The sequence below is a fragment of the Streptomyces clavuligerus genome (genome assembly GCF_005519465.1).
Classification (GTDB): domain Bacteria; phylum Actinomycetota; class Actinomycetes; order Streptomycetales; family Streptomycetaceae; genus Streptomyces; species Streptomyces clavuligerus.
Genome location: NZ_CP027858.1, coordinates 2841248 through 2866575 on the forward strand (window position 1 = coordinate 2841248; position 25328 = coordinate 2866575).

General features: G+C 70.6%; 29 protein-coding genes. 10 read left to right on the top strand and 19 right to left on the bottom strand.

Translation table 11 applies throughout. The features are described from left to right. The first annotated feature begins 60 nt into the window (after positions 1–60). The gene (locus CRV15_RS11745; RefSeq protein ID WP_003957765.1) at positions 61–1035 is read left to right on the top strand and encodes a TetR/AcrR family transcriptional regulator; all 975 of its coding nucleotides are present in this window, start codon (positions 61–63) and stop codon (positions 1033–1035) included. Positions 1036–1150: 115 nt separating this feature from the next. On the opposite strand, the gene CRV15_RS11750 is transcribed toward CRV15_RS11745, so the two are convergent. Then, positions 1151–2137, bottom strand: a complete 987-nt coding sequence (locus CRV15_RS11750) for an SdiA-regulated/phytase-like domain-containing protein (RefSeq protein WP_003961341.1) — start codon at positions 2135–2137, stop codon at positions 1151–1153. A gap of 129 nt (positions 2138–2266) precedes the next feature. On the opposite strand from CRV15_RS11750, the gene CRV15_RS11755 reads away from it, so the two are divergent. Continuing rightward, the gene (locus CRV15_RS11755) at positions 2267–2953 is read left to right on the top strand and encodes a GDSL-type esterase/lipase family protein (RefSeq protein WP_003957767.1); all 687 of its coding nucleotides are present in this window, start codon (positions 2267–2269) and stop codon (positions 2951–2953) included. A gap of 36 nt (positions 2954–2989) precedes the next feature. On the opposite strand, the gene CRV15_RS11760 is transcribed toward CRV15_RS11755, so the two are convergent. From CRV15_RS11760 to CRV15_RS11800, 8 genes are all read right to left on the bottom strand, one after another. Further along, entirely contained in the window at positions 2990–4507 is a 1518-nt protein-coding gene (locus tag CRV15_RS11760; protein ID WP_003961339.1) for a DUF6056 family protein, read from the bottom strand. Beyond that, complete coding sequence (locus CRV15_RS11765) at positions 4507–5589, bottom strand: glycosyltransferase family 2 protein (RefSeq protein WP_003961338.1); 1083 nt, start codon at positions 5587–5589, stop codon at positions 4507–4509. The genes CRV15_RS11760 and CRV15_RS11765 overlap by 1 nt, the downstream gene beginning before the upstream one ends. A 559-nt stretch (positions 5590–6148) precedes the next feature. After that, positions 6149–6532: a hypothetical protein gene (locus tag CRV15_RS11775; protein ID WP_230864155.1), complete on the bottom strand. Its 384-nt coding sequence runs from the start codon at positions 6530–6532 to the stop codon at positions 6149–6151. 189 nt (positions 6533–6721) lie between these two features. Next, positions 6722–9148: an ATP-binding protein gene (locus tag CRV15_RS11780; protein ID WP_003961336.1), complete on the bottom strand. Its 2427-nt coding sequence runs from the start codon at positions 9146–9148 to the stop codon at positions 6722–6724. A 25-nt stretch (positions 9149–9173) separates the two neighbouring features. After that, positions 9174–9812, bottom strand: coding sequence for a DUF6879 family protein (locus tag CRV15_RS11785; RefSeq protein WP_003961335.1), 639 nt, complete (start codon positions 9810–9812; stop codon positions 9174–9176). Then, positions 9805–10074, bottom strand: a complete 270-nt coding sequence (locus CRV15_RS11790; protein ID WP_003957774.1) for a hypothetical protein — start codon at positions 10072–10074, stop codon at positions 9805–9807. Before CRV15_RS11790 ends, CRV15_RS11785 begins: the two co-directional genes overlap by 8 nt. A 125-nt stretch (positions 10075–10199) precedes the next feature. After that, entirely contained in the window at positions 10200–11054 is an 855-nt protein-coding gene (locus CRV15_RS11795; RefSeq protein WP_003957775.1) for a methionyl-tRNA formyltransferase, read from the bottom strand. A 383-nt stretch (positions 11055–11437) separates the two neighbouring features. Beyond that, positions 11438–11770, bottom strand: coding sequence for a hypothetical protein (locus tag CRV15_RS11800; RefSeq protein ID WP_003957777.1), 333 nt, complete (start codon positions 11768–11770; stop codon positions 11438–11440). Between the two features lie 120 nt (positions 11771–11890). Here CRV15_RS11800 and CRV15_RS11805 point away from each other — a divergent pair, with 120 nt between their 5' ends. From CRV15_RS11805 to CRV15_RS11830, 6 genes are all read left to right on the top strand, one after another. Beyond that, the gene (locus CRV15_RS11805; protein WP_003957778.1) at positions 11891–12727 is read left to right on the top strand and encodes a helix-turn-helix domain-containing protein; all 837 of its coding nucleotides are present in this window, start codon (positions 11891–11893) and stop codon (positions 12725–12727) included. Then, complete coding sequence (locus CRV15_RS11810) at positions 12717–12914, top strand: DUF397 domain-containing protein (RefSeq protein WP_003957779.1); 198 nt, start codon at positions 12717–12719, stop codon at positions 12912–12914. Before CRV15_RS11805 ends, CRV15_RS11810 begins: the two co-directional genes overlap by 11 nt. A 14-nt stretch (positions 12915–12928) precedes the next feature. After that, on the top strand, positions 12929–13114 hold the full coding sequence (locus CRV15_RS11815) for a DUF397 domain-containing protein (RefSeq protein WP_003961334.1): 186 nt from the start codon (positions 12929–12931) through the stop codon (positions 13112–13114). Positions 13115–13285: 171 nt separating this feature from the next. After that, positions 13286–13675: a hypothetical protein gene (locus tag CRV15_RS11820; protein ID WP_009997194.1), complete on the top strand. Its 390-nt coding sequence runs from the start codon at positions 13286–13288 to the stop codon at positions 13673–13675. A gap of 283 nt (positions 13676–13958) precedes the next feature. Then, positions 13959–14351, top strand: coding sequence for a hypothetical protein (locus CRV15_RS11825; RefSeq protein WP_003961332.1), 393 nt, complete (start codon positions 13959–13961; stop codon positions 14349–14351). Positions 14352–14640: 289 nt separating this feature from the next. Continuing rightward, positions 14641–15033, top strand: coding sequence for a hypothetical protein (locus CRV15_RS11830; protein ID WP_003961330.1), 393 nt, complete (start codon positions 14641–14643; stop codon positions 15031–15033). Between the two features lie 79 nt (positions 15034–15112). On the opposite strand, the gene CRV15_RS11835 is transcribed toward CRV15_RS11830, so the two are convergent. The 4 genes from CRV15_RS11835 to CRV15_RS11850 all read right to left on the bottom strand — a co-directional run bounded on the left by CRV15_RS11835 (position 15113) and on the right by CRV15_RS11850 (position 18260). Next, positions 15113–15847: an ATP-binding cassette domain-containing protein gene (locus CRV15_RS11835; protein WP_003957783.1), complete on the bottom strand. Its 735-nt coding sequence runs from the start codon at positions 15845–15847 to the stop codon at positions 15113–15115. Continuing rightward, a complete protein-coding gene (locus CRV15_RS11840; protein WP_003957784.1) occupies positions 15844–16428 on the bottom strand; it encodes a hypothetical protein in 585 nt (194 codons plus the stop codon). The genes CRV15_RS11835 and CRV15_RS11840 overlap by 4 nt, the downstream gene beginning before the upstream one ends. Next, positions 16425–17489, bottom strand: a complete 1065-nt coding sequence (locus CRV15_RS11845) for a hypothetical protein (protein ID WP_003961329.1) — start codon at positions 17487–17489, stop codon at positions 16425–16427. Before CRV15_RS11845 ends, CRV15_RS11840 begins: the two co-directional genes overlap by 4 nt. A gap of 276 nt (positions 17490–17765) precedes the next feature. After that, the gene (locus CRV15_RS11850) at positions 17766–18260 is read right to left on the bottom strand and encodes a hypothetical protein (RefSeq protein WP_003957786.1); all 495 of its coding nucleotides are present in this window, start codon (positions 18258–18260) and stop codon (positions 17766–17768) included. Between the two features lie 165 nt (positions 18261–18425). On the opposite strand from CRV15_RS11850, the gene CRV15_RS11855 reads away from it, so the two are divergent. After that, positions 18426–19415: an aldo/keto reductase gene (locus CRV15_RS11855; protein WP_003957787.1), complete on the top strand. Its 990-nt coding sequence runs from the start codon at positions 18426–18428 to the stop codon at positions 19413–19415. A 118-nt stretch (positions 19416–19533) separates the two neighbouring features. Here the strand turns inward: CRV15_RS11855 and CRV15_RS11860 are convergent, their stop codons facing one another. From CRV15_RS11860 to CRV15_RS11880, 5 genes are all read right to left on the bottom strand, one after another. Then, positions 19534–19980, bottom strand: coding sequence for a hypothetical protein (locus CRV15_RS11860; protein WP_230864154.1), 447 nt, complete (start codon positions 19978–19980; stop codon positions 19534–19536). Positions 19981–20117: 137 nt separating this feature from the next. After that, entirely contained in the window at positions 20118–20483 is a 366-nt protein-coding gene (locus CRV15_RS11865; RefSeq protein ID WP_003961327.1) for a beta/gamma crystallin domain-containing protein, read from the bottom strand. Between the two features lie 359 nt (positions 20484–20842). Next, a complete protein-coding gene (gene thpR, locus CRV15_RS11870) occupies positions 20843–21427 on the bottom strand; it encodes an RNA 2',3'-cyclic phosphodiesterase (RefSeq protein ID WP_003961325.1) in 585 nt (194 codons plus the stop codon). 109 nt (positions 21428–21536) lie between these two features. Then, on the bottom strand, positions 21537–22877 hold the full coding sequence (locus tag CRV15_RS11875; RefSeq protein WP_003957792.1) for an MFS transporter: 1341 nt from the start codon (positions 22875–22877) through the stop codon (positions 21537–21539). Between the two features lie 24 nt (positions 22878–22901). Then, positions 22902–23369, bottom strand: coding sequence for a MarR family winged helix-turn-helix transcriptional regulator (locus CRV15_RS11880; protein ID WP_003957793.1), 468 nt, complete (start codon positions 23367–23369; stop codon positions 22902–22904). A 116-nt stretch (positions 23370–23485) separates the two neighbouring features. Here CRV15_RS11880 and CRV15_RS11885 point away from each other — a divergent pair, with 116 nt between their 5' ends. Beyond that, complete coding sequence (locus CRV15_RS11885) at positions 23486–23668, top strand: hypothetical protein (RefSeq protein WP_003957794.1); 183 nt, start codon at positions 23486–23488, stop codon at positions 23666–23668. 195 nt (positions 23669–23863) lie between these two features. On the opposite strand, the gene CRV15_RS11890 is transcribed toward CRV15_RS11885, so the two are convergent. Continuing rightward, complete coding sequence (locus tag CRV15_RS11890; protein ID WP_003957795.1) at positions 23864–25312, bottom strand: NCS2 family permease; 1449 nt, start codon at positions 25310–25312, stop codon at positions 23864–23866. Between the last annotated feature and the right edge of the window lie 16 nt (positions 25313–25328).

Below are 25328 nucleotides of genomic sequence, written 5' to 3' on the forward strand. Positions count from 1 at the left end.
ACCCAGTTTTAAAACGCGGGGGCCTCGAACGGCCGTGGACCGGGGCTTAGGCTGAACGTCATGACGACCGAGACGAGCGGCACCGGCGACCTCAGCCGCACCCTGGAGCTGCTGTGGGGCACCGCCGAGCGCCCGACCCGGGGCCCCAAGCCCGGGCTGAGCCTCGACCGGATCGTGGCCGCCGCCGTCGCGGTCGCCGACACGGAGGGCCTGGACGCGGTCTCGATGCGCCGCATCGCCACCGAGCTGGGCACGGGCACCATGACCCTGTACCGCTATGTGCCCGGCAAGGCCGAGCTGCTCGATCTGATGCTGGACCGGGTCACCGACCCCGGCCCCGTCCCCCCGGAGCGGCCGGGCGGGCCGGACGACTGGCGGCAGGCCGTACGGGTCCTGGCCCGGGGCTTCCTCGACCTCTACCAGGCCCACCCCTGGATGCTGAAGGTCAACAACGCCCGGACCGTCCTCGGCCCCAGCGGGCTGCGCAGTCTGGAACTGGCACTGGCCGGGCTGCGCTCCACCGGGCTGCGCGACCCCGAGCAGATCTCGGTGATCGTCATGGTGCAGAGCTTCGTCACGGGCATCGCCCGGTCACAGGCCGAGTCCGCCGAGGCGCTGGAGGCCACCGGCCAGACCGAGGAGGAGTTCTGGGCGCAGCAGTCGCCCTATCTGGAACGGGCCATGCGCTCCGGCGTGTACCCCCTGACGGCCTCGCTCAGCGAGGACGCCTTCAGCGACACCGGCCTCGACTACTTCACCTTCGGCCTGGAACGGCTGCTGGACGGTCTGGAGGCGCTGGTGGAACGGAGGCGGGCGGAGCGGGCCGCGAGCGGTGCGGCCGACGGGCCGGGCGGGACCGCCGCGTCAAACGATGCAGGCGGATCGGGCGGGACCGACACCTCAGACGGTGCAGGCGGGTCAGACGGGACCGACGCGTCAAGCGGTGCGGACGGGTCAGACAGGGCAGGTGGGGCAGGCGGGCGCACCATCACGGAGAAGGCCGCCGGCTGCGGCCCCGCCGACCCGGCCGCATGACACGGGGGCGGCCCCGGCGGTGTCCGCGCCGGACGACCGCCCCGCCCGTCGCACCCCGGGGCCGACAGCAGACCCGTCGGCCCTTCCTCAGCCGTCGGCCGCCGGCCGTCCGCCGTCAGCCCTTCTTGCGCAGTACCTTCCGCAGCCCGAACCACAGCAGCACCACCGCTCCCAGCGCCAGCGCGCCATTCGTGAACGTGTTCCGCTCGGTGATCCCGTCACCGTCACCGTCACCGTCCGCGCCCGCGTCCGCGCCGCCGCCCGAGCCCTTGCCGTCGCCGCCCTCACCGGTCGCGATGGCCTGGACCTCGCTGCCCGTGCCCTCCGAGCCGAACATCATCGCCGAGCTGTCGAGGGTGTACGTGACGGACTCCGACTGCCCCTGGATCGGCACCTTGACCCGCTCGTCGGTGCCCGGCTTCCCGTCCTTCCAGGGGTACTTGCGGGCGCTGATGTACGTCCGCAGCACCAGCTCCGTCCCGTCCGGCGAGAAGGCGCCGTCCGTCACCCACGGCACCTCCCCCTCGATCGGCCGGAACACATTGGTCCCGGTGGAGGCGAGCTTCGCGGGCCCCTCGTAGAGCTGCCCCCCGTTCTCCTCCTTCGACGCGATGTACGCGCGGCCGGTCTTGGGGTGGATCATCAGCGCCTCGGCGTCCCGGGGCCCGTTCGCGTACTGGACGGTGTACTGCGTGGCGCGGACGGTCGTGTCCCCCAGCGTCTTCGGCTCCGGGAACGCATAGATCCAGACATGCTGCCAGCGACCCTTGAAGTTGTCGCCAATGTCGCCGATGTAGATCCGTCCGTCGGGGCCGATCGAGATGGCCTCCATGTCCCGGGGTTCGCCGACACCGGTGAAGGTGACGGTGGCCACCGTCTTCCCGGTCTTCCCGTCGACGGCGAAGATCCGCGCCTGGTCCTGGTCGTTGTGGGTCCAGTACACCCCCGGGTGGGCCCGGCTGGCCGCGAGGCCGCTGGACTCCTTGATCCTCGGGTCCTGGAGGGTGAAGTCGCCGTGTTCGGCGGCGGACGCGGGCACAGCGGCGGCGGACAGGAGCAGCAGCGCGGTGGCGGCACCGGTGACGTACGGATACGAACGCATGGCCCCCAGCCTGCCATCCCGCCCGTCCGCTCGCCGTGAGCGGCCGTTCAGGACGGGACCGGCCGGCCGTTCAGGACGGGACCGGCCCCGCGTCCCGTCCGCGCGCCACCGTCGGCGATCATGGCGCATATGCGTTTTCTCTTCGTCGGCGACAGCATGACCATCGGCTGCGCAGGCGACTTCACCTGGCGTTATCGGATGTGGCGGCACCTGGAGTCGACCCTCCCTGGCCGGTACGCGATCGTCGGCCCGCGCACGGAGCTGTACGACGTCCGGGCCGCCGCCCCCGTCTCCGCGGCGTACGCCGCCGCCGACGGCTTCCCGGCGGACGCGCGCCGCCATCTCGCGGGCTGGGGCGAGGGCTGGCTGCACATGGCCCCGGTGATCGGCGACGTGGTGGCCGAGCACCGCGCGGATGTCCTCCTGGTCTCCCTGGGCCTGATCGACCTCGGTTTCTACACCAACAGCGCGCAGACGGAGGTGAACGTCCGCGCGTTCGTCGCCGGGGCGCGTGCGGCGGCGCCCCGGGTGCGGATGGTGCTGCTGCCGGTGATACCCAACGTCCGTGCCCGGGTGGACGCGCCCTTCGCGGCCGAGTGCGAACGTTTCAACGAGCTGCTGGCGAAGGCGGTCGCGGACCTCGACACCGCCGCGTCCCCGCTGCTGCTGGCCTCCCCGCCCACCGGGTACGAGCTGGACGGGGACACCTACGACGGCACCCACCCGGGCCCGTCGGGCGAACACAAGCTGGCGGGCGCGTTCGCGACGGCGATGCACCAGGCGTGGGGCGTCGGCGGCCCGTACCAGGCGGTCTGAGGCGCCTGGTACGGGCGCCCGGTCACCGGGGCGGGGTCACCACTGCGGCTTCGGCGCGTAGGTCACCTTCTCCAGGTGGTACCAGTCCGCGACGCACTGCGCGGGCCACTTCTTCTTCCCCTTCTGACCGAAGGGTTCCAGCATGCGTCCTACCTTGGTCGGTGTGTACGGCATGACGGTCTCGCCGCGCGCCGCGCCCTCGCGCAGAAACGCGTCCTGGCGGTCCCACCGTTCCGCCCGGGTCTCCATCTTCGTCCCGAGGACCAGCAGCGGACCGGCCATACCGGTCATGGTCGCCACGCACCCGACGACGGCGACGGCACACGCGGCGGCGGAGGCCCGCGCCCCCTGCCGACGCAGCCAGTGGCCGAGAAAGGCCCCCGCGGCGACCAGGAAGAGGACCCAGACCAGCAGATAGTCGTTCCAGGTGCGCTCGGTGGTGACCACCCGCTCCTGGAAGACGGGGTACGTGATCACCGTGCAGAGGAAACCGGACACCAGGAACGCGGCGCCGACCAGCGGCAGCACCACCCCGGCGCGCGCGGGGAGCAGCACGGCGTTCGCGGGGTCGGCCGGGCGCCCCTTCCCCCAGCGGGTGAACAGCCCGAGCAGCAGCCCCGCCACGAGGGCAGCGATGTACCCCCAACTGGTGAAGACGATCCCCAGGATCTCCAGATAGCCCTTGAGGGAGCCTTCCAGGGCCTCCGGGGAGACCATCGACATCCGCTCGGCGTCGAAGCGCTCGCGGCGGTTGCGGGAGCCGGGCGAGGTGATCAGGACGAGGGTGCCGACGGCGATGCCCGCGCCGCCCGTGACCGCCCAGATCCGCAGCGGACGCCGTACGCGCTCGGCGAAGAGGAGATGGGCGAAGAGGACGACCCCGCCGAGGACCACCAGCGAGACGACCGACGCCTCCTCGGAGAGCGTCCCCATGAATACACCCGCCGCGGCGACGGTCACCAGCGAAATGATCCGGCCACGGCGGCCGTGCGCCCGCAGCAGCGGGATCGCGGCGGCGAGGCAGAGCACCGGCGCCAGGGTGTGGGAGACGGAGGCGGCGGGCCAGTAGAACGTCTTGTAGGTGTTGGGCGTGGCGAAGAGGAAGACCGTCGTCACGAGCCCCGCCACCAGCAGCGGCAGCCCGCGCGGCACCTCGGCGCCCGCGCGCCGCAGCAGGGCGGCCGTGACCGCCCACAGCAGCAGAAGCATCACGGCGGCGCTCAGCGGCGCGTACCACTGGTGTCCGGCGACGGGGAACTCCGCGTAGGCGCCGACGAGCAGCCCGTTCCCCAGCCGGCCGTTGTCGGTGAAGTAGAACTTGTCGATCAGCCCGAGGACGCCGCCCTCGTCGCGGACGTGCGGCAGGAAGCACCACTCGTCGGCGCTGGGCCGCACATGGCGCCCGAACGAGGAGGCGAGGGCGAGCAGCGCGAGCGGCAGCAGGGCGAGGGCGAGCGGCCAGGAGTCCCGGAGGCCGGAGGGGCGCCCGGGGCGGCCCCCGCCCGGTTCGGGGGCGGGGGCGGCGGAGGCGGTCTCGGTCGTTCCTATGGTCATCAGGTCACCACTGTCCCGCTCGTGCTGTTCGTGCTGTTCGCGCTCGTGTTCGCGCTCGTGTTCGCGCTCGTGTTCGTCCGTGCGCCGTGCTGATCGCCGCTCTCACCGATCCCGCCGACCTCACCGATCCCGCCGACCTCACCGGTCTCACCGGCCTCACCGGTCTGATCGGTCTCGCGGACCACATAGTGCGGCCGTCTCTTCGCCTCGTGGTAGATCCGTCCGACGTACTCGCCGATCACACCGAGGGTCGCGATCTGCACCCCGCTCATGCCGATGATGACCGCGATCAACGTGGCATAGCCGGGTGTTTCGACCCCGTCCACCAGCACGTTCGCGATGATCCACAGGGCGTAGGCGAGGGCGGAGAGAAAGAGCCACAGCCCGCCGTGGATCGCCATCCGCAGCGGACGGCTGTTGAACGACAGCAGCCCGTCGATGCCGTAGTTGAGCAGTCGGCGGCCGCCCCACTTGGACTGTCCTGCGGCGCGCTGCACGTTCTCGTACTGGAAGGTGACCGTGTCGAACCCGATCCAGGAGAACAGCCCCTTGGAGAACCGATTGCTCTCGGGAAGGGACAGCAGCGCGTTCACGGCCCGCCGCGACAGCAGCCGGAAATCACCGGCGCCGTCCATGACCTCCACGTCCATGAAGCGCCGCACCAGCCGGTAGTACGCCTGGCTCAGCCGCGTCCGGACCAGCCCTTCCCCGGAGCGGTCCCGCTGGGCCACGACCTGGTCGTAGCCGTGCCCGTGGAGTTCCAGCATCCGGGGGATGAGCCCCGGCGGGTGCTGGAGGTCGGCGTCCATCAGGACGACGACCTCGCCCCGGGACATCCGCAGCCCCGCCAGCATCGCCGATTCCTTGCCGAAGTTGCGGCTGAACGAGGTGTACCGCGTACGGGGGTCGGCCGACGCGAGTTCCTGTAGATGGGCGCGGGTGTGGTCGCTGCTGCCGTCGTCGACGTAGCAGATCTCGTACTCCTTGCCCGCCGGTTCGAGCACGTCGACCAGGGTGGTGTGGAAGGTCTGGATCACCTCACTCTCGTTGAAGCACGGAACGACGATCGAAATCTGTGACATCGCTGCTTTCCTAGCTCTGGTTCGCCGTGAGCCCGGTCGGCCGGGATGTCCGTCCCGGTCCGGCGGGCGCACCGCCCCCGCTGTGACGTGAGAGCTCCATAGTGCGCGGCTGCCTCGCTGGGAACCGGGGACACAGCGCCGTCCCGGCGCGGCTCATCCCCCGGGGTCATGGTCGTTGACCCTCCCGGTCCACCAAGGCCACCACTGTTCACGCTTCTCCTGGAGGACGTCTCCTTTCACGATCCGGTCACCCTCCGCAGACTCCATTGGGGTCACGAAGGATGTACGAGGCCGGGAAAGTCACCGGAGCGTGACCTCGGGGCGTGCGTATCGTGGTACGAGGTGACTGTCTGCATTCGAGGGCGGCAGCGGGGAGGCAGCGCCGGGATGGCCCTCGCATACGACCGACTCCACGGGATCGGCCCCGTACCCGAGTTCCCGGAGTTCCCTGAGTTCCCGGGGTTCCCGCGCGACTGAGCCGGGCCGAGGACGGCCGGGCACAGAACAGCGCTCCGGGCACCGTGGTGCGGTGCCCGGAGCGCTGGTCCTTCCGGTGGTGTCAGACGTCCTTCCAACAGGTCATGTACGCGTAGCCGATCCCGCTGGGGTACAGCGGAATCTGCAGCCAGCCGTTGGCGTTGGTGGTGCCGCACGCGGTGTACCGGCCGCCGAGCACATAGGTGTCCTGGACACAGAAGGTCCGCTGGCCCCGCTGGAACGTGTCGTGCACAGCGGAGGAGATATTGGGCGCGACCCGGATCGGGTTGTTGACGGCGAGCGATTCGATCAGCCCGGTCCCGCAGAAACTGGGCGCCCGCTGCCCCGCTCCGCTCTGCCCCGAGGGCTCCGACTGGGCGATGGCCACCCCACTCGATGCCGCTACGAGTGCGAACGCGCTCAGGGTCGCCGCCATCATCCGGGTGCTGGTCCTCTGTCGGTTCACAGTGCACTCCGTTCTGGACACTCCGACGTGTCCTCAGGTCATGCCGTGCCGTCGGCGGCCCTGAGCCGGACCGCCGGGGCTGAGCCCACGCACCACCTTGGCGGGCGGGCCGGGACCTCCGGAAGGCACTTGCACATATCAACAAGCAAATGTGCACGGGATGACAAGACGGGTGCGGCGGCCCCGCGATCACCCTGTCTTCGCCCGGACGACGGAGCCGACCCGGTCCCGCAGCCGGACGGCCGCACGGTCACCGGGGTGGAACGGCAGCGCCAGGATGTCCCGGCGGGTGGCTGCCGCGTCCGCCGGGGAGTCCATGGCGTCCAGCGCACGCGCCAGGTTCTCCAGCGCGAGCGCGAGCCACCAGGTGTCGCGCAGTTCGCGGTGGGCGGCGACGGCGCGGCGGTGGAAGCCGGTGGCCTCCTCGGGGCGGCCGAGCCGCTGATACGCCTCACCCGTGCCGTCGAGTGCGCGTGCCTCGCGGCTGCGGTCGCCGAGCCTGCGCTGCTGGGCCCCGGCCTTCTGGAACGCGGCCAGGGCCTCGTCCGGCCGGTCCAGGGCCAGGTGGACGTGGCCCAGCTCCAGCAGCCAGTACCCCTCCCACATCGCGTTCCCGTGCTCGCGCGCGATGTCGACAGCGCGGCTGACGGAGTCCAGCGCGCCCTCGGTGTCGCCCAGGCCGCGCTGGGCGACGCTGAGGCAGCGCAGCGCGTTCCCCTCGCTGCCCTCCGCGCCCAGCTCGCGCAGGATGCCCAGCGCCTCGGTCAGATGCTCCCGGGCCTCCTCGTACTCCTCCAGCTCGCCGTGTACCTGGCCGATGTTGGAGAGGATCACGGCCCGCCAGTGCCGGTCGTCCCGTTCCCCGGCGATCGCGAGGGCCTGCGCGAAGGCGGTACGTGCCTCCGGCAGCCCACGGCGGCGCAGCTCCGTCAGGCCGAGTCCGTTCAGCGACATGAGTTCGCCGAGCCGGTCACCGGTCTCCCGGCGGAGGGCGAGGGCGGCCGTGTGGTGCTCGGCGCCCCGGTCGGGCCGCTGGGACTGGGTGTGGGCCGCCCCCAGGCTGTGGTGTATCTCCGCCTGGCCGTGGCGGTCGTCCGCACGGCGTGCCGCGTCCAGCGCGATGCCGCCGGTGGCGAACCAGTCGGCGAACAGGTTCTGGCGCGCGTAGAACGAGCGCAGCACGGCGTGGAGCCGCCAGGCGATCGCGTCGAAACCGGCGTCGGCGGCGGCCCGGACGGCGGCGGCGAGGTTGGTCTGCTCGGTGGTGAGCCAGTCGACGGCCTCGTGCTCGTCGCGGAAGGCGAGCGGTTCGATCCCGGCCCCGGCGGCTTCCGCCGGGGGCAGTGACGTCCGGTGCGGCCGGTACCCGGCGCCTGCCGCCGCGTCGGCGGTGTGCAGGTACCAGAGCAGCAGGCGGCGCAGCAGCTCCGTGCGGTCCTCGCCGCTCTCCTCCTGGTTGACCTGGTCGACGGCGTAGGCACGCAGCAGGTCGTGGAACTGGTGGCGGCCGGAGGCGGTCTGTTCCAGCAGATGCGCCCCGGCGAGGGTGTCGAGGAGTTGCCGCACGGCGCTTGTGCCGCAGCCGATGAGGGCCGCCGCGACAGGGGCCCCGAATTCGGGACCCGGGTGCAGTCCGAGGAGCCGGAAGAGCCGGGCGGCGTCCGGGGACAGCGCGCGGTAGGACCACGCGAAGACCGTGCGCACCGCGTCGGCCTCCTCGCCCTCCTCGGCGGTCAGCGCGTCCCACAGCGCAGACTCGTCGCGCAGATCCCCTATCAACTCCCGCAGCGGCATCCAGGGCCTGCTGGCGGCCCGTTCCGCCGCGATCCGCAGCGCCAGTGGCAGATACGCGCAGAGCCGGGCGAGTTCGGTCAGCTCGGCCGGGTCGTCGCCCCGGCGGTACTCCTTCGTCGTCCTGCGCAGGAGTTCGACGGCTTCCGCTTCGTCCAGGACACCGACGGTGACCCGGCGGGCGCCGTCCCTGGCCACCAGACCGGACATCCGGTTGCGGCTGGTGACGACGGTCAGACAGTCCGGGGTGCCGGGGAGCAGCGGCCGGACCTGCTGCGCGGTGGCGGCGTTGTCGAGGAGGACGAGGAGCCGCCGCCCGGCCAGCCGGGACCGGTAGAGGGCGGCCTTGTCGTCCGTGTCGGCGGGGATGCGCGCCGGGGGAACCCCGAGGGCCCGCAGGAAGCGGTCCAGTACCTGATCCGGTCCGACCGGCGGAACGGGGTCGTATCCGCGCAGGTTCACGTAGAGCTGCCCGTCGGGGAAGTGGTCGCGGATGCGGTGGGCCCAGTGCACCGCCAGCGAGGTCTTGCCGACCCCGGCGGTTCCCGCGATCACCGCGAGGGTGACCGCCTCGGTCTCCTCCCCCTCGGTCTCCAACAGCTCCGCGAGCCGGGCCAGGTCCGCCACCCGGTTGGTAAAGCCACGGACTCCGGGCGGGAGTTGCCGAGGGGGGTCCACCACGGCGGGGGTGCGGTGGAAGTGGACTCCGCCCTGCACGCTCCGCGCCTGGATGACATGGGTGGCGGTGCCGCCGGAGAACTCGGCGTGGGAGCTCCCGTCCTGCCCGCCGCCGTCGGACTCCACGGGCTCTTCCGGTGTCCCCATGTGTCTGAACAGCCCCTTCGTTGGTTCAGCGGTGTGCGGCTGACGGGCCCGACACGTCCGGCGGGGACAGGTCGGCGACACGGCGGCGGAAGAATTCCACCATCTCCTCGCCTTCGGCGTGCAGGTTCTTGATGAACTCCCGCCACGCGGAGACGGTGGCCGGTTCCTTGTGGCGGACACCGCCGGCGAGGATGCCGTCCGCGTCGTAGACGATCTCGTAGAGCACGAAGTCGGCGAGAACGATGATCTCCGGCAGCGGCCCCTCGTCCTCCAGGCCGCGCACCCGCTCGGGCCCGATGACCCGGGTCCGCTCCCCGCACTCGGCCTTCAGCTTGAGGAGGTTCAGCTCCCACTGGAGGTAGGGCACGATGGGCTCTTCCACGACGCGGACCCGGTGCAGGGCGAAGCCGTGGTCCGCGACCTTCTTCAGATGCTCCTGGTAGTGCCCGCCAGGCCCGGCGAGGAGCCGCAGCGACTCCTCCCAGTCGCCCCGGTGGAAGGCTTCCCAGCTCTCCACCCCGGGCTCCTGGAAGTGCTGCTGCCGTTCGAGTTTCCAGAAGCCCAGATCGCCGATGTTCCAGAAGTACTGCTGGAAGTCGGCGCGGTAGACGTCGAGTTCCAGACGTTCGCCGGTGGAGTGGTTCAGATGGGGACGTTCACGCATCAGGGATGTCGGCCTTCGCTGCGACGATGGTGGCACGGGGGATGACGACGAATCGCTCGTCGGGCGCGAGGGTGACCCCGTCGGGAAGCCGACGAGCGTAACTCTCCGTCAGGTCGCGGCCGATCACGGCGACATCGCCGTTGTCCAGCTCCCAGATGTCCGGGCAGCCGTCATCACCGCCGGTCTGCCCCAACTCCGCTGCCGACTTGCCGAGTCGACGCAACATCTCGGCTGACGGATCTGCTTCCCACGCACGTTCCATGGCGGTACCTCCAGGGCGAGCCGACAGAGTCCGTCACGGAACGTATAGCCTTAAGAATCGTACGTCAAGGTACATTCCGGACACGTGCGACCGTGGCGGCAGGCTCTCCAACACGCCTGGTGGAGCTACGCAACGGGCGTTTCGGCCGGACTGAAATCCATCAGCCACAGCGGCCCGTCGCCGCACTCGACCCGCACAGCGCCGTCCACCGGCGCGAGGGAGGTCCGGAGCACGGTGACCCCGCCGCCATCCAGCGTCGCCGTGGGCCCGGACTTCCCCGAGGTGCGGAAACGGACGGTGCGGACCTGGTTGTGGATGTCCCGGGCGGAGTGCGCCCAGTCGATCCGGGAGAACTCCGGCTCCATCCACCCCCCGTAGAAGGCTCCGTCGGCGGACTGCGGATCGCCGGGGTCACCGGCGGCGGCCCGCGCCAGAGCGGTGGGCAGCAGGCGGGCGATGACCTGGTTGAGCACGGGGAACAACTCGGCGCCGAGGACGTCGTCGGGGAGCGGGACGCCGCCCTCCTGGGCGAGGAGGTTCCCGGTGTCGAAGCGCTCGTCCATCCAGTGGACGCTCACCCCGATCTCCGGGTCGCCGTTGCGGATCGCCCAGTGCACCGGCAGCGGCCCCCGGTAGCGGGGCAGCAGCGAGGTGTGGACGTTGACGGCGCCGAGCCGGGTCGCGCGCAGAACGGAGCCGGGGAAGCGCCACGGGAAGCCGTAGCAGAGGAGCAGATCGGCCTCGTAGCCGAGGAGGGTATGGGCGAGGGTGGCGGTACTGCCCGGCAGCAGGAGATCCATCCCCGCCGGGATCGAGCCGACGATCCCGGCCACGACCTCGCCCGCGCCGGGCCTGCTGGGACCGCGCGGGGTGAGGGAACGGCTGTGGACGTAGGCCACGGGGGTGTGGCCCGCCTCCTCGCAGACGCGGTGCAGATGGGCGAAGCCCTCCGCCGAGTAGGACACCAGGACGATGCGCAACGGTCCGCCGCCTTCCGGGTAGGGGTGGCCGCCAGACTGCCAGAGAGGTCGGTTCCCCCGGGGGCCGTTGGGTCACCTGTACGAGACCCGGGGCCCCCGGGGGTGTCGCTCCGGCGGGACCGATTCCGCGGTGGAGCGACGGGGGTGCCCCGACCGGCGGGGCGTGGTGGCCGGTCGGGGCGGCCCGGGCCCGGGGGCCTGTCCCTTGCGGAGAGGACGGCCTACCGGCGGGACCGGGGGCATTTTTAAACGGCGTTAAACGAGGTGGGGCACGGCGCCGTAGATGCCCGGGCGGAGCACGCCGGTGAGCAGTAAAGCGACGGAGCCCAGATAGACCACCGCGTACAGCAGTGCTATGCAGCGGCGACGGCGGCGGGAGCGGATCACTCGTCCGCTGGCCCGGGTGCCGCCTGGTTGCGGCGGAACTCGCGCGGCCTGCGGCGGCTCTCGTTCGCGGCGCGCAGGACCTCGATCAGTTCCGAGGCCAGGGCCTCCGCCTCGTGGGTCGCCAGATACAGGCCGGTGGGGCGGCCCATGCTGCCGTCCGACACCGTGAGCGGCAGATAGACCTGGGGCCCGTCGTCGTCCGGGAAGTCCACCAGTTCGACGCGGCTGCCCAGGGTGCGGTTGACGGCCCAGGCGGCCAGGGCCTCGTGCCGGGTCGGCGACGACAGCAGCGGAGAGGTCTCGTGCACACGGTAGTTCGGGGGGAACACGAAACTTCACCTCCTTCGGGGTGCTTGTTGCGGAACGTGGCTACATCGTCACCCCCAGCCGCTAGCCTGCGGAAGTGTCCAGGCCCCTCCAAGCAACGGTGGAGAGAGGTGTAGTTCGTCATGGCTGACAAGAACCAGAACCAGAATCAGAGCCGGCCCCGGTCGCCCCAGGAGTTCTACGGCGACGAGCTGGCCCGACGGCGGAACAAGGCCGGTTACACCCAGGCCAAACTGGGCGAGATGTGTGTCATCTCGCCGCAGATGATCGCCCACTTCGAGGCAGGGCGCCGACGGCCCCGGCCCGACGACGCCAAGCGATTGGACCAGATCCTGGAGACCGATGGCTTCTTCCACCGCTGGCGTGAGTCCTTGGACGAGGGGCGGTATCCGGATCACTTCGCCGCGGCGGCCGAGATGGAATCACTGGCGCAGGTCATGCGGCTCTACGGGTCCGCTCTGATCCCCGGCATCCTTCAGACCCCCGCCTACGCTCGCGCCGTCTTCAAGGCCGCCAACGTCAACTACATCGTCGACGACATAGAGCGCAGCGTGAAGACCCGGATAGAGCGGGCGAAGCTACTCAAGGGTGAGGCCGAAGTCTGGGCGCTGCTTGACGAGTCCGCACTCCGACGGCCCGTCGGCGGACCGGCCGTGATGGCCCAGCAGTTGAGGCATATCGCCGCCCTCGGGCGCTCCGGACGGGTCCGGGTGCATGTGCTTCCGTTCAGCGTGGGAGCGCACTCCATGATGGAGAGCATGTTGATGCTCTTCCGCTTCGAGGACGCTCCTCCCATCGCCTACGTGGAGGGGCTGAAGACCGGGCGGATCATCGACAACCCCGCTACCGTGGACGACTGCGAGGCGTCCTACGCTCTCGCCCTGGGCGACGCTCTGCCCTTGGACGCGTCGCTGGCCCTGCTGGAGCACGTGGCAAAGGAGTTCGAAGGTGATCAGTGAGCACGCCCTTCAGCGAGCGCAGTGGAGGAAGTCGAGCTACAGCGGCGGGAGCGGCGGCGACTGCCTGGAGGTCACCGAGGACTTCCCCGGGCTCGTACCGGTGCGCGACAGTAAGGTCACGGCGGGCCCCGCCGTCGTCTTCCGTGGCTCCGCGTGGGCAGCTTTCCTCAGCGATCTGACCAAGTAGTGGGGAGTACGCACATGTTCAGTGACATGCGGTGGCGCAAGTCCAGCTACAGCGGCGCGAGCGGAGGAAGTTGCCTGGAGATCGTCTACGACCTCCCCGGCATCGTCCCCGTCCGCGACAGCAAGGCCGCCCCCGAGGGCCCCGTCCTCGTCTTCCGTTCGGCCTCCTGGAACGCGTTCATCGATGAGCTGACCATGTGACGTACCCCTGAACACGCATGGCCCCGGGTGGAGTCCGCCGCCCGGGGCCATTCGTTTCTTCCCAAACAATATGAACCCATGACGCAGCCACCGCGTGGGGAGGGGCAGGCCCAGTACGCGCGCGCTGGAGCCGACGAAGAATCGTGCTGTCCGACTCCCCCGGAGGCGACCATGATCCAGCGATTACGTCCGGCAAAACTCGTCGCGGCCCTGGCGAGCCTGGCGCTCGTCCTCGGCACCGCATCCGCCGCCGAGGCGGACCCGAAGGCCGACTACCAGCTCGTCGCAGTCGTGTACGAACACGCGGACTACGACGGCGAGTCGTACTACATCTACGCCCCGCCGTGCAAGTCCAACAACCGGCCGGAGAGCCTCAACGAGCTGGGCTACGGCTGGAACGACCACATCAGCTCGATCGACCTGTACGAACAGCACAGTTGTGTCGTCACTCTCTTCGAGCACACCTGGTTGAGCGGGGCCCGCAAGAAGATCTGGAGGGACACGGCGGACCTGGAGGACTGGAACGACCGCACTAGCTCCCTGTCGTTCACGTTCAACTAGTGAGCGCGCCCGCAGGCCCCGCCCCGGTGCGGCGGGGCCTGCGAGGCGGGGCGTCGGTCTCATCTTCCGTTCGGCCTGCTGGAACGCGTTCATCGATGAGCTGACCATGTGACGTACCCCTGAACACGCATGGCCCCGGGTGGAGTCCACCGCCCGGGGCCATTCGTTTCTTCCCAAACAATATGAACCCATGACGCAGCCACCGCGTGGGGAGGGGCAGGCCCAGTACGCGCGCGCTGGAGCCGACGAAGAATCGTGCTGTCCGACTCCCCCGGAGACGACCATGATCAAACGATTACGTCCGGCAAAACTCGTCGCGGCCCTGGCGAGCCTGGCACTCGCCCTCGGCACAGCGTCCACCGCCGAGGCAGACCCGAAAGCCGACTACCAGCTCATCGCGATCGCGTACGAGGACACGTACTACGGCGGAGAGGCGTACTACCTCTACGGCCCACCGTGCAAGCCCTACAGCCAGCCGGAGTACATCAACGAGCTGTACTACGGCTGGAACGACCAGATCAGCTCGATCGACATGAACACGCAGCACAAATGTTTCGTCGTCCTCTTCGAGCACACCTGGGCGAGCGGGGCCCGCAAAAGCATCAGGAACGACGTAGCGGACCTGGGTGACTGGAACGACCGCACCAGCTCCCTGTCGTTCACATTGGGCCAGTGAGCACGCCCGCAGGCCCCCGCCCCGGTGCGGCAGGGACCTGCGGGGCAGGGGCCTCGTCCCCGTCCGCGTCTTCCGTTCGGCCTGCTGGAACGCGTTCATCGATGAGCTGACCATGTGACGTACCCCTGAACACGCATGGCCCCGGGTGGAGTCCACCGCCCGGGGCCATTCGTTTCTTCCCAAACAATATGAACCCATGACGCAGCGGCCCCGTGGGAAGGGGCAGGCCCAGTACGCGCGCGCTGGAGCCGACGAAGAATCGTGCTGTCCGACTCCCCCGGAGACGACCATGATCAAACGATTACGTCCGGCAAAACTCGTCGCGGCCCTGGCGAGCCTGGCACTCGCCCTCGGCACAGCGTCCACCGCCGAGGCAGACCCGAAAGCCGACTACCAGCTCATCGCAGTCGTGTACGAACACGCGAACTACGAAGGCGAGGCGTACTACCTCTACGCCCCGCCGTGCAAAGCATTCAGCAAGCCGGAGAACATCAACGAGCTGTACGACGGCTGGAACGACCGCATCAGCTCGATCGACCTGTACACAGAGCACAAATGTCTCATCGTCCTCTTCGAACACACCTGGCTGGGCGGGCCCCGCAGGAGCATCAGGGACGACGTAGCGGACCTGGGTGACTGGCACGACCGCACCAGCTCCGTGTCGTTCACGTTCAGGATGTGAGCACGCCCGCAGGCCCCCGTCCCGGTGCGGCGGGGGCCTGCGGAGCGGGGCGAGGCGTCGGCCCCCTGCCGCGTACGGCTCACTCGTACCGTCCGAGCAGTTCCGTGTAGGCGGCTTCGGCCAGTCGGCCGGGGGGCGTGTCCTGGGGGGCGTGGGCGAGGAAGGTGTCCGTCGTCCCGGAGTGCAGGACGCGGCCCCCGGCGAGCACGGTGACGTGGTCGGCCTCCTCCGCGAGGTCGGCGACGTCATGCGTCGACATGAGGACGCTCACCTCGTCCGTGAGTCGGCCGAGCAGGTCCCGGAAGACGCGGCGCTGGCGCGGGTCCATCCCGGCGGTGGGCTCGTCCAGCAACAGAATCTGCGCGTCGTGCACCAGGGCGGCGGCGACGCCGACGCGGCGGAGCTGGCCGCCCGAGAGATCGTTCGTCCTGCTGTCGCTCCTGTCGGTCAGCTCCACCCGCGCCAGTGCCCGCCGCGCCCGGCACCAGGCGTCCGCGCGGCTCATGCCCTTCAGCCAGCCCGCGTAGGCGACATACTCGCGTGCGGTCATGCCGGGCATCGCGACGATGTCCTGCGGCATCCAGGCGACGGCCTTGCGGAAGGCTTTGGCGGTGCTGGGGGTGGTGCCGAAGCGGACATCGCCCCGGTGGGGGCGCGCGACCGAGGCGCCGAGCTTCAACACCGTGGACTTGCCCGCCCCGTTGGGTCCCAGGAGGACCGTGAGGCCAGGCGGGAGGCGGTAGCTGAAGTCGGTGAGGACGGCCGCCTTGCGCCGCCCGTACGCGTAGGTGCAGGAGGACAGTTCAAGAGTCATCGGGCTCTCCTCGCGGAGCGGATCTGGACGGTGAGTCCGAGGGCGAACATCAGCACGGCGGCGGCAGCGGCGTGCGGGGCGCCGAGCGGTTCCGGAATGACGGTCCAGGGGTAGGCGTCGTTGCCGGGGCGGAAGCCGGTGAGGCAGACGAGCATGATCCAGGCCATCGGCAGCAGGGTGCCGGGCTGGCCGAACCGGGCGCGGGCGATGAGCATGAGGCCGGTGAGGAAGAGCGTGTTGCGTCCGACCGCCATGGTGACCGTGTCACCGATGACCGCTCCGGCGAGCGCGCTCACCGCCACCGCCACCGCGGCGACGCCTGCCGCGAGCGCCGCGTCCAGACCGAAGACCGGGCGGACACCCGTCGTCTCGGCGGCGGGCAGCCGGGATTCCAGGCACAGGGCCAGCCCGGCGACCAGGGGGACCGGGACGAACAGCGAGAGAGCGACCTGCGTACTCCCGGCGACCAGCGAGGGGAGGACCACGGAGTCGCTCCGGAAGACCATCAGTAGCAGGAGGAAGGCCCCGAACGCGGCGGTCAGGACCGGATGGACGCGGCGCGCCTTGAGCCACCACGTCATGAGGTCCGCCGACAGCCGTGGGCGGCGGCCTCTTCGGTGAGCCGCTGCCGGAGTTCGCCCTTGCCGACCGCGTAGGTGAGGTGGAGCCGCCAGACGTCCCGTGTCGACGGCGGGGCGGCACGGCCGTCGGTCATACGGTCGACGATCCTCCCGGGCCGGGCCGGGCCTCCGGCGCACCGGAGTTCGCCGAGGACCTGGACCGTTTCCTTCCAGACCTCCCTCGCGGGGGTGGGACCGGTCTCCGGGACGCAGACCTCCGGTGCTTCGCCCATGCACTCCAGGGGTGCCTGCTGGGACAGCAGAGGCGGGTTCGGGCCCCAGGTCTTCACCTTCTGATAAGCGATGAAGGGGAGGACGGCCATCACGGCGAGGGCGAGCGCGGCGCGGACGGCCCTGGGCCGGAGGGGAATCCACAGCAGGGCCACCCCGGCCGCGATTCCGCCGGTGAAGAGCAGATGGGGAAGGTAGGACCCGTAGGCGGCCGCTTCGCCGAACTCGAAAGCCGTGGGGTACTGGCCGGACACATGCCGTTTCCAGAACGCGTCGCTCGCGACGGTGAAGGCGACGAGCAGCCAGACCGCCGTGGCCATGACGGGGGCCGCGACCAGACGCGGGACGAAGAGACCGACGGCGAATCCGATGGCCCCGTGCGCCACGCACAGGACCATCGCCAGGAGCAGGGGCGCCAGGCCCGGCAGGGTCGGCAGGGTGCGCGCGCCGACGAGGGCGACGGTCACGGGCAGAACGAGCAGCAGCCAGGCGCAGTAGACCGCGGGGGCGATCCCGTTCCACGCCACCCGGTAACGGGAGCGGACCGGGGCCATGGCCCAGACGCCCGCGGCTCTCATCCGGCCGCTCTCCCATACCGCCAGCCCTGCCGCCAAGCCGTAGGCGAAGGCGTAGAGGACCTCCAGAGCGGCCGACACCAGACTCGGCGCGTAGCCGTACAGCCGGTCCCCGGCTATGCCGGTGGCGTAGAAGAAGTAGAAAAGCGACAGAGCTACGGCGACGGGAGCCGCCCAGGGGACGCAGCTGATCCGCAGACTGGTTTTTAAGCGCACAGATACCGCCTCGTCCCGGTGCCGCTCAGGGCCGTGTCGACCAGGGGAAGGCGGCACCCGGGAGGGAGGCGGTGTCTTCCGTTCAGCGGTAGCGGAAGAGGAGATTCGATGAAGCGAAGTGGCACGGTATATCCAGGAATTCGGCGCGCGGGGCGCGGCGAGCGGCGGCAGGGTGCCCGGTCTGCCTGCTAGGGACGCCGGTTCCTGGCGCGTCAGTTCGCGTGATACCCGTTCCTGGCCCGATCCGCGCGGAGCGTCAGGTGCGCGGGCGCGGCGTCATCCGCCGGTCCCCCTCGCGGCGACCTCCCGTCGCACCAGGCCGCCCACACCGCCCAGCCGGGCGGCGGCCCGCGCGGGATCGCCGGTGCGCGTCGGCTGGTCCACCTCGAAGTCGTGGCCCGTCAGCCCGCATTCCTCCTCGATGACGTGCGCGACGCGGTACGCCAGCTCCATCACGGCGAGGGCCTCCGCCCCGGCGTAGCGGTACGGGACCTCGATGTCGGCGGAGTCCCCGTAGTAGGAGCAGTGCACGGTCCCCAGGGGGCCCTGGTACCAGAACCCCAGGCTGTACGGAAACTCCTCGGGCTCGACGGGCGCGATCTCCCGCCCCACCCGCAGCAGCACCCGTTCCCACGCGTCCCGCTCCTGACCGCTGAGCCGCAACGGCTCCAGTTCGGCATCGGGACCCATCCCGGCCACCTGCCGCTCCAGCGCCTCCCGCGCGCTGCCCTCGCCGGGGCCCACCTGGACCAAACTGATGTCGTACGTCATGGACCGGAGGCTATGTCCCGGCCGTGACCTGCGGCGATGTCTTTTCCTCGGGCAGGGGGGCCATCGGCTTGCCGCCTCGGCCGGCCCGGTGCACCCGACCGGTGGCACCGCCGCCCGGCGAGGGCCCTTGCCTGGAGCGGGCTCCACGGGATTGGGTGGGCGTTCATGGAATACACGCAGCTCGGACGGACAGGGCTCAAGGTCAGCCGGATCGTTCTCGGGACGATGAACTTCGGGCCCTTCACGGATGAGGCCGACAGTCACGCGATCATGGACGCCGCGCTCGGGGCGGGGGTCAACTTCTTCGACACGGCGAACGTCTACGGGTGGGGCGAGAACAAGGGCCGCACCGAGGAGATCATCGGGAGCTGGTTCGCGCGGGGCGGCGGGCGCCGGGAGAAAGTGGTGCTCGCGACCAAGGTGTACGGGGACATGAGCCCCGAGGGCGAGCCGTGGCCCAACTACGGGAAGCTCTCCGCGCTGAACATCCGGCGGGGGGTGGACGCCAGTCTGAAGCGGCTGGGGACCGATCACATCGATGTGTACCAGTTCCACCACATCGACCGGCTGACGCCGGTGGACGAGATCTGGCAGGCGGTCGACACCCTCGTCCAGCAGGGCAAGATCCTTTACGCGGCCTCGTCCAACTTCCCCGGCTGGAAGATCGCCCAGATGAACGAGGAGGCCCGGCGCCGGGGCTCGTTCGGCCTGGTCAGCGAGCAGTGTCTGTACAACCTCGCGGAGCGGCGCGTGGAGATGGAGGTGATCCCGGCGGCCGAGGCGTACGGACTGGGGGTCATCCCCTGGTCGCCGCTGCACGGCGGGATGCTCGGCGGCATCCTCAAGAAGCAGGCGGAGGGCGGCCGGCGCGCGGCCGGGCGGGCGCTGGACCGGCTGGAGCTGCCGGGGGTGCGGGCGCAGGTCCAGGCGTACGAGGAGCTGCTGGACAGGCACGGGCTGGCCCCGGGCGAGACGGCGCTGGCGTGGCTGCTGACCCGGCCCGGGGTCACGGGGCCGATCGTCGGGCCGCGGACGGTGGAGCAGCTCGACGGGGCGGTGCGCGCGGTCGGGCTGGAGCTGAGCGGGGAGCTGCTCGGCGAGCTGGACGCGATCTTCCCGGGCCCGGGGGCGTCCCCGGAGGCGTTCGCCTGGTAGTCCCGGCCGGGGACCGGAGCCACACCGCCCCGTCCCGGCGGGTTCGGCGCACGCCGGGACGGGGCGGTGTCGGGAACGGGGGCGGGAACGGGGGCCGTGCGCGGGAACGGGCGCCGGGCTACTTGGGGATGAAGGCCAAGGAGCTGATCCTGTCGTTCCAGGGGCCGAGTATCGGCAGATCGCTCGACACCCGGAAGCGCTCACCGACGTTGAAGCCGTGCTCGTAGATCATGGTGTCGCAGGAGTCACTGACCTGGATCGAGCTGATCTTGTCGTTCCAGTTCCAGGGAAGCGTCCTGACGAGCTGCGCGGGGACCTGCGCGCTGCACCTCTGCCCGCGGAGTTCGATCGCCCCGCCGCGGTAGTACGCGTCCTTGTACACGACCCCCATGACGATGTCGCCACTGCCGACGACGGCGGTCGCGGGCGCGGCCTGCGCTGTGCCCGCCGTGCCGAGGGCGAGCACGGTGCTCGCCACCGCCGCGAGCACCGCGGCCGGACCCGTCCGTCCGGTACACCCGGGCGATCGGCCGTGGCGACGGATGGTCCTGATGCGCTGGAACATGGTTGCCCTCCATGAAGACGACGCAGACGACGACGAGCACGGCGACGAGTACGGCGAGCACGGCGAGTGCGAGGGGTTCGGCGGGGCCACCCCGTGGCGGTCGGCGTTGCGGGCCGTCGCGGGGGTGCCTCACTCCGTCACGGGTACTGGACCGTGAAGGAGCTGATCCGGTCGTTCCACACGCCGAGATACGCCTGATCGCTGCCCACGTGGAGCCGGCCCCCGTTCATGTCGCTGTGTTCGAACGCGTAGACGTCGCAGCCCCGGCGGACCCGGATGGAGCTGGCCTTGTCGTTCCAGGAGGGCGGGAGCCGGAAGTACTGGAGATGGGTCGACGGGGAGCACAGCTCGGCCCACAGCTCCAGGTAGGCGCCCCGGAAGTAGTCGTGCTCGAAGACGATCGCCATCAGATACTCGCCGCTGCCGACGCGGGTGGTCCGCGGTGCGGCTTCGGCCGTGCCACCGGCGCCGAGGGCCAGGGCCAGGCCCGCGGCCACCGCCATGAGCCCTGTCGATCGCCGTCGTGGTGTGGATCGCCGGAACATCTCTGACCGGACCTCCGGAAGTGGGTGGGGACGCCGGGGTGCGAGGGGGCGCCGGCCCCAGGCGGGCCAACCACTTCCACGGGCAGGTACGGCCACGGGTTCAGCCCCGTGCCAGTGCCACCGGGCCGGGTGCGCACCTGGCGGAACGGGCCTGTCGACCGGGACTCGCCCGGCGGAACGGGGCCTGTCGGCCGGGGCTCGCCCGGGCGGAACGGGGCCTACTGGCCGAGGGCCCCGGCGATGGCGACCACCGCGAACATCAGCACAAGGACGGCCGCCATGATCTGGTTTCTGGTCTTGGAGTTCACACCACGAGGTTAACCCGCGGGCCCGGACGTCCCCGAGCCCAGGTCCCAGGCGCCGACGGTCTCGTAACGGGGCTGCTCACCGGGGGTGCCCCCGGTGGGGAGACGGCTGCGGACGAGTGCGATCCGGGTCACGTCCCAGGGGGTGCCCTCGAAGGGGGCCAGCCCCGCGACGAAGGGGGCGAGATCCACGTCCTCCCGGCTGCGGGCGACCGTGAGATGCGCGCGGTAGGCGCGGTGCTCCTCCATCGGGACACCGGACCGGGCCGCCGCCGCGTACGAGCGCTCCGCGAGCATCCGCATCCCGTCGATGTCCCCGGCCGCCCCGGTCCACAGCACCCGCCCGCCGAACTGACCCGCGCCGTGCAGCCGCACCCCGAAGGCCCTCGTCCGCCGCGCGGCCCGCGCCAGCCGTGCGCTCAGCTCGGGCAGCACGGCGCCGTCGACCTCTCCCATGAAGGCGAGCGTGAAGTGCCACCCGGCCCGCCCGGTCCAGCGCAGCCGACCGGCGTCCGGCAGCCCCCGGAGCCGGGCGACGGCGTCGGCCAGCTCGGCCGTCGCGCCGGGCGGGGGCAGTACGGCGGCGAAGAGTCTCATGCGCCGAGTCTGGCCCACACGGCCCCCAGGGAGCGTGGGCTCCCCGGCGGGGGCGGCCCGCCATCACGGGGTGATGGCGAGCCGCCCGTGCCGGGCCCCCGGGCCGGGGTCAGGCCGCCGTCGTCAGCGGCTTCCGGGACGGTCGGGGCTCGCGCTGTCTCGGGACGAACGCGAGGTGCTTGTGGCCCCTGCGGAGGTCGACCCGGAGACGGAGGCCGCCCGCGCGGGCCAGCAGGAGGCCGACGGCCGCCGCCGCGAGGAAGGAGATCACGCCGCCCGCGGCGAGGCTGACGCGCGGGCCGTAGGCGTCCGTGAGCCAGCCGAAGAGCGGGCCGCCGAGCGGGGCGCCGCCGACGAAGACCATCATGAACAGGCTCATCACCCGGCCGCGGACCGCCGGGTCGGTCGCCGTCTGGACGCTGGAGTTCGCGGTCACATTGACCGTCAGCCCGACCATCCCGACCAGGACCATCAGCAGAGCGAAGAGCCAGAAGCCGGGCGCGAGGGCGGCCAGGACCTCCAGGACGCCGAAGAGCAGCGCCGCGCCGACCAGGAACCGCAGCCGGGAGGTGCCGCGCCGGGCCGCGAGCAGCGCGCCCGCGAGGGAGCCCGCGGCCATGAGCGTGTTGAGCAGGCCGTAGGTCTCGGCGCCGGAGTCGTAGACCTCGTGGACGAAGGCCGTGAGCCAGATGGGGAAGTTGAAACCGAAGGTGCCGACGAATCCGATGAGGACGATCGGCCAGATCAGTTCGGGGTGGGCGGAGACATAGCGCAGCCCCTCCCTGAGCTGTCCCTTTCCGCGCGGCGCCCGCTCGGAGCGGTGCAGCTCGGCGGGGCGGATCAGCAGCAGCGCGACGATCGGGGCGAGGAAGGAGACTCCGTTGAAGAGGAAGGCGTAGCCGCTGCCGACGGCGGTGATCAGCACACCGGCGACGGCGGGCCCGATGAGCCGGGCGGACTGGAAGTTGGCGGAGTTCAGGCTGACCGCGTTGGAGAGCTGGGCGGGGCCGACCAGCTCGGAGACGAACGTCTGCCGGGCCGGGTTGTCGACGACGGTGACGAGACCGAGGAGGAAGGCGGTCAGATAGACGTGCCAGACCTCGACCTGGCCGCTGAGGGTGAGGACGGCGAGCGCCACACCCGTCAGGCCCATGGCGGACTGGGTGGCGAGCAGCAGCGGGCGCTTGGGCAGCCGGTCGGCGAGGACGCCGCCGTAGAGGCCGAAGAGCAGCATCGGCAGGAACTGGAGGGCGATGGTGATGCCCACGGCGGAGGCGGAGCCCGTGAGCGTCAGCACCAGCCAGTCCTGCGCGATGCGCTGCATCCAGGTGCCGGTGTTGGATATGAGGGCGCCCAGGGCGAAGAGCCGGTAGTTCCGGATCTTCAGTGAGCCGAACGTGGTGGTAGGGACGGGTGCGGGTGCGGAGTCTGCTCCGGGTCCCGTACGCAAAAGGGTCGCCTCCTCGGTGGTGGGTTACAGGTGCGCGAGCTTCTCCAGGACCGGGGCGGCGGCACGCAGCTTGGCCCATTCGTCCTCGTCCAGACCTTCGGCGAGGTCGGCCAGCCAGGCGTTCCGCTTGCGGCGGCTCTCTTCGAGCATGGCCTCGGCCCGCTCGGTCCGGCTGACGACCTTCTGACGGCGGTCGTCGGGGTGCGGCTCCAGCCGGACCAGCCCCTTGGCCTCCAGCAGCGCCACGATCCGGGTCATGGACGGCGGCTGGACATGCTCCTTGCGGGCCAGCTCGCCCGGGGTGGCCGAGCCACAGCGGGCGAGCGTGCCGAGCACCGACATCTCGGTGGGGCTCAGCGACTCATCGACGCGCTGGTGCTTCAGCCTGCGGCCGAGCCGCATCACGGAAGAGCGCAGTGCGTTGATCGCGGCGGCGTCCTCGGCCTCCGCGCGGGCGGCGTGGTCGGCGCCGCCGGGGGACTGGTCTGACATGTTCGTTAGCATAACTCATTACCCTTCCTAAAGACCAATCGGCTTGTTCTCACCCGTACGGGTGAGATGGGTAGGGAAATCTGTCCGGACGGCACGAGTCGGGGGACCCTGGGCGAATGGGATCGACTGTGCTCAGCTTGCGGATAGACGGTGAGCTGCTGGAACGCATCCGGCTGCGGGCCGCCCACCGCCGGATGAGCGTCCAGGACTACGTCCTGCGGACGCTGAAACAGGACGACTTCGACGAACGGTTCCGTGCGGCGCTGGAGGAGACGGAGCGCCTCTACGGCCGGGCCTGAAACCCTCGCCCTCTGGCCGGGCCTTGAGGCCCCTCGCCCCCTGGCCGGGACCTCAGGACCCCGCCCCCCGCGTCTCCCGTCTCCCGTCTCCCCCGAAACGGCCGGAAGCCGTCCGCGTCCCGTTTGATGCCCCTGGACGCGGGCGGCTTCCGGTCTCTCCCGGGCACCGCACGGTGCCCGGCCTGGTTCCCGCTGCTAGGTCAGCCCCAGCGCGGGCATCGCGTAGTAGAAGACGAAGACCGCCGAGACCACATACATCGCCATCGGCACCTCACGGCCCCGGCCGACCGCCAGCCGCAGCACACAGAAGGTGATGAAGCCGATACCGATGCCATTGGTGATCGAGTAGGTGAACGGCATCATCACCATGGCCAGGAACGCGGGGACGGCGAGCGTCCAGTCGGTCCAGTCGATGTCCCGGATCGAACCGGCCAGGATCAGGAAGCCCACCGCCAGCAGGGCCGGGGTCGCGGCCTGGGACGGGACCATCGTGGCCAGCGGGGTGAGGAAGAGCGCCACCGAGAAGAGCGCACCCGTGACCACCGAGGCGAGACCCGTGCGCGCGCCCTCGCCGACACCCGCCGTGGACTCCACGAAGCAGGTCGTCGCCGAGGACGAGGTGGCACCGCCCGAGGCGACGGCGATGCCGTCGACGATCAGCACCTTGTTGATGCCGGGGAGATTGCCGTCCTTGTCCAGCAGCTTGGCCTCGTCACCGACGCCCAGGATCGTGCCCATCGCGTCGAAGAAGCAGGACAGCAGCACGGTGAAGACGAAGAGACAGCCCGTGAGGACGCCGACCTTCTCGAAGCCGCCGAACAGGCTGACCTCGCCGACCAGACCGAAGTCGGGCGTCGAGAGCGGGTTGCCCGGCCACTGCGGGGTGGTCAGGCCCCAGCTCCCCTTCGGCAGCTCGGCGATCGCCTCGATGATCAGCGCCAGGACGGTCATCGCCACGATGGAGATCAGGATCGCGCCCTGCACCTTGCGGATGATCAGGACCAGGGTGAGCAGCGCGCCGAGGACGAAGACGAGGACCGGCCAGCCCATGAGGTGACCGCCCTGGCCCAGGGTGAGCGGGACCGTGGTCTGCGCGACGTCCGGGATACGGGAGACGAAGCCCGCGTCCACCAGGCCGATCAGCATGATGAAGAGGCCGATGCCGATCGCGATGCCCTTGCGCAGACTGTTCGGGACGGCGCTCATCACCCGTTCCCGCAGCCCCGTCGCCACCAGCAGCATCACCACAAAGCCCGCGAGGACCACCATGCCCATCGCGTCGGGCCAGGTCATCCGGGGGGCGAGCTGAAGGGCGACCACGGTGTTGACGCCGAGGCCCGCCGCGAGGGCGATCGGGACATTGCCGATCACACCCATGAGGAGGGTGGAGAAGGCGGCCGTCAGCACGGTCGCGGTGACGAGCTGGGCGTTGTCGAGCCGGTGGCCGTTCATGTCCACGGCGCTGCCGAGGATGATCGGGTTCAGCACGATGATGTAGGCCATCGCGAAGAAGGTGGCGAAACCTCCCCGCACTTCGCGGGCGACCGTCGATCCGCGTTCGGAGATCTTGAAGAAGCGGTCCAGACCGCTGAGGGGGCCCTGTGGCTGATGCTCGGGGGCGGCGGCGGAGGCCGTCGGGGTCATTCCGTCCTCATTTGCA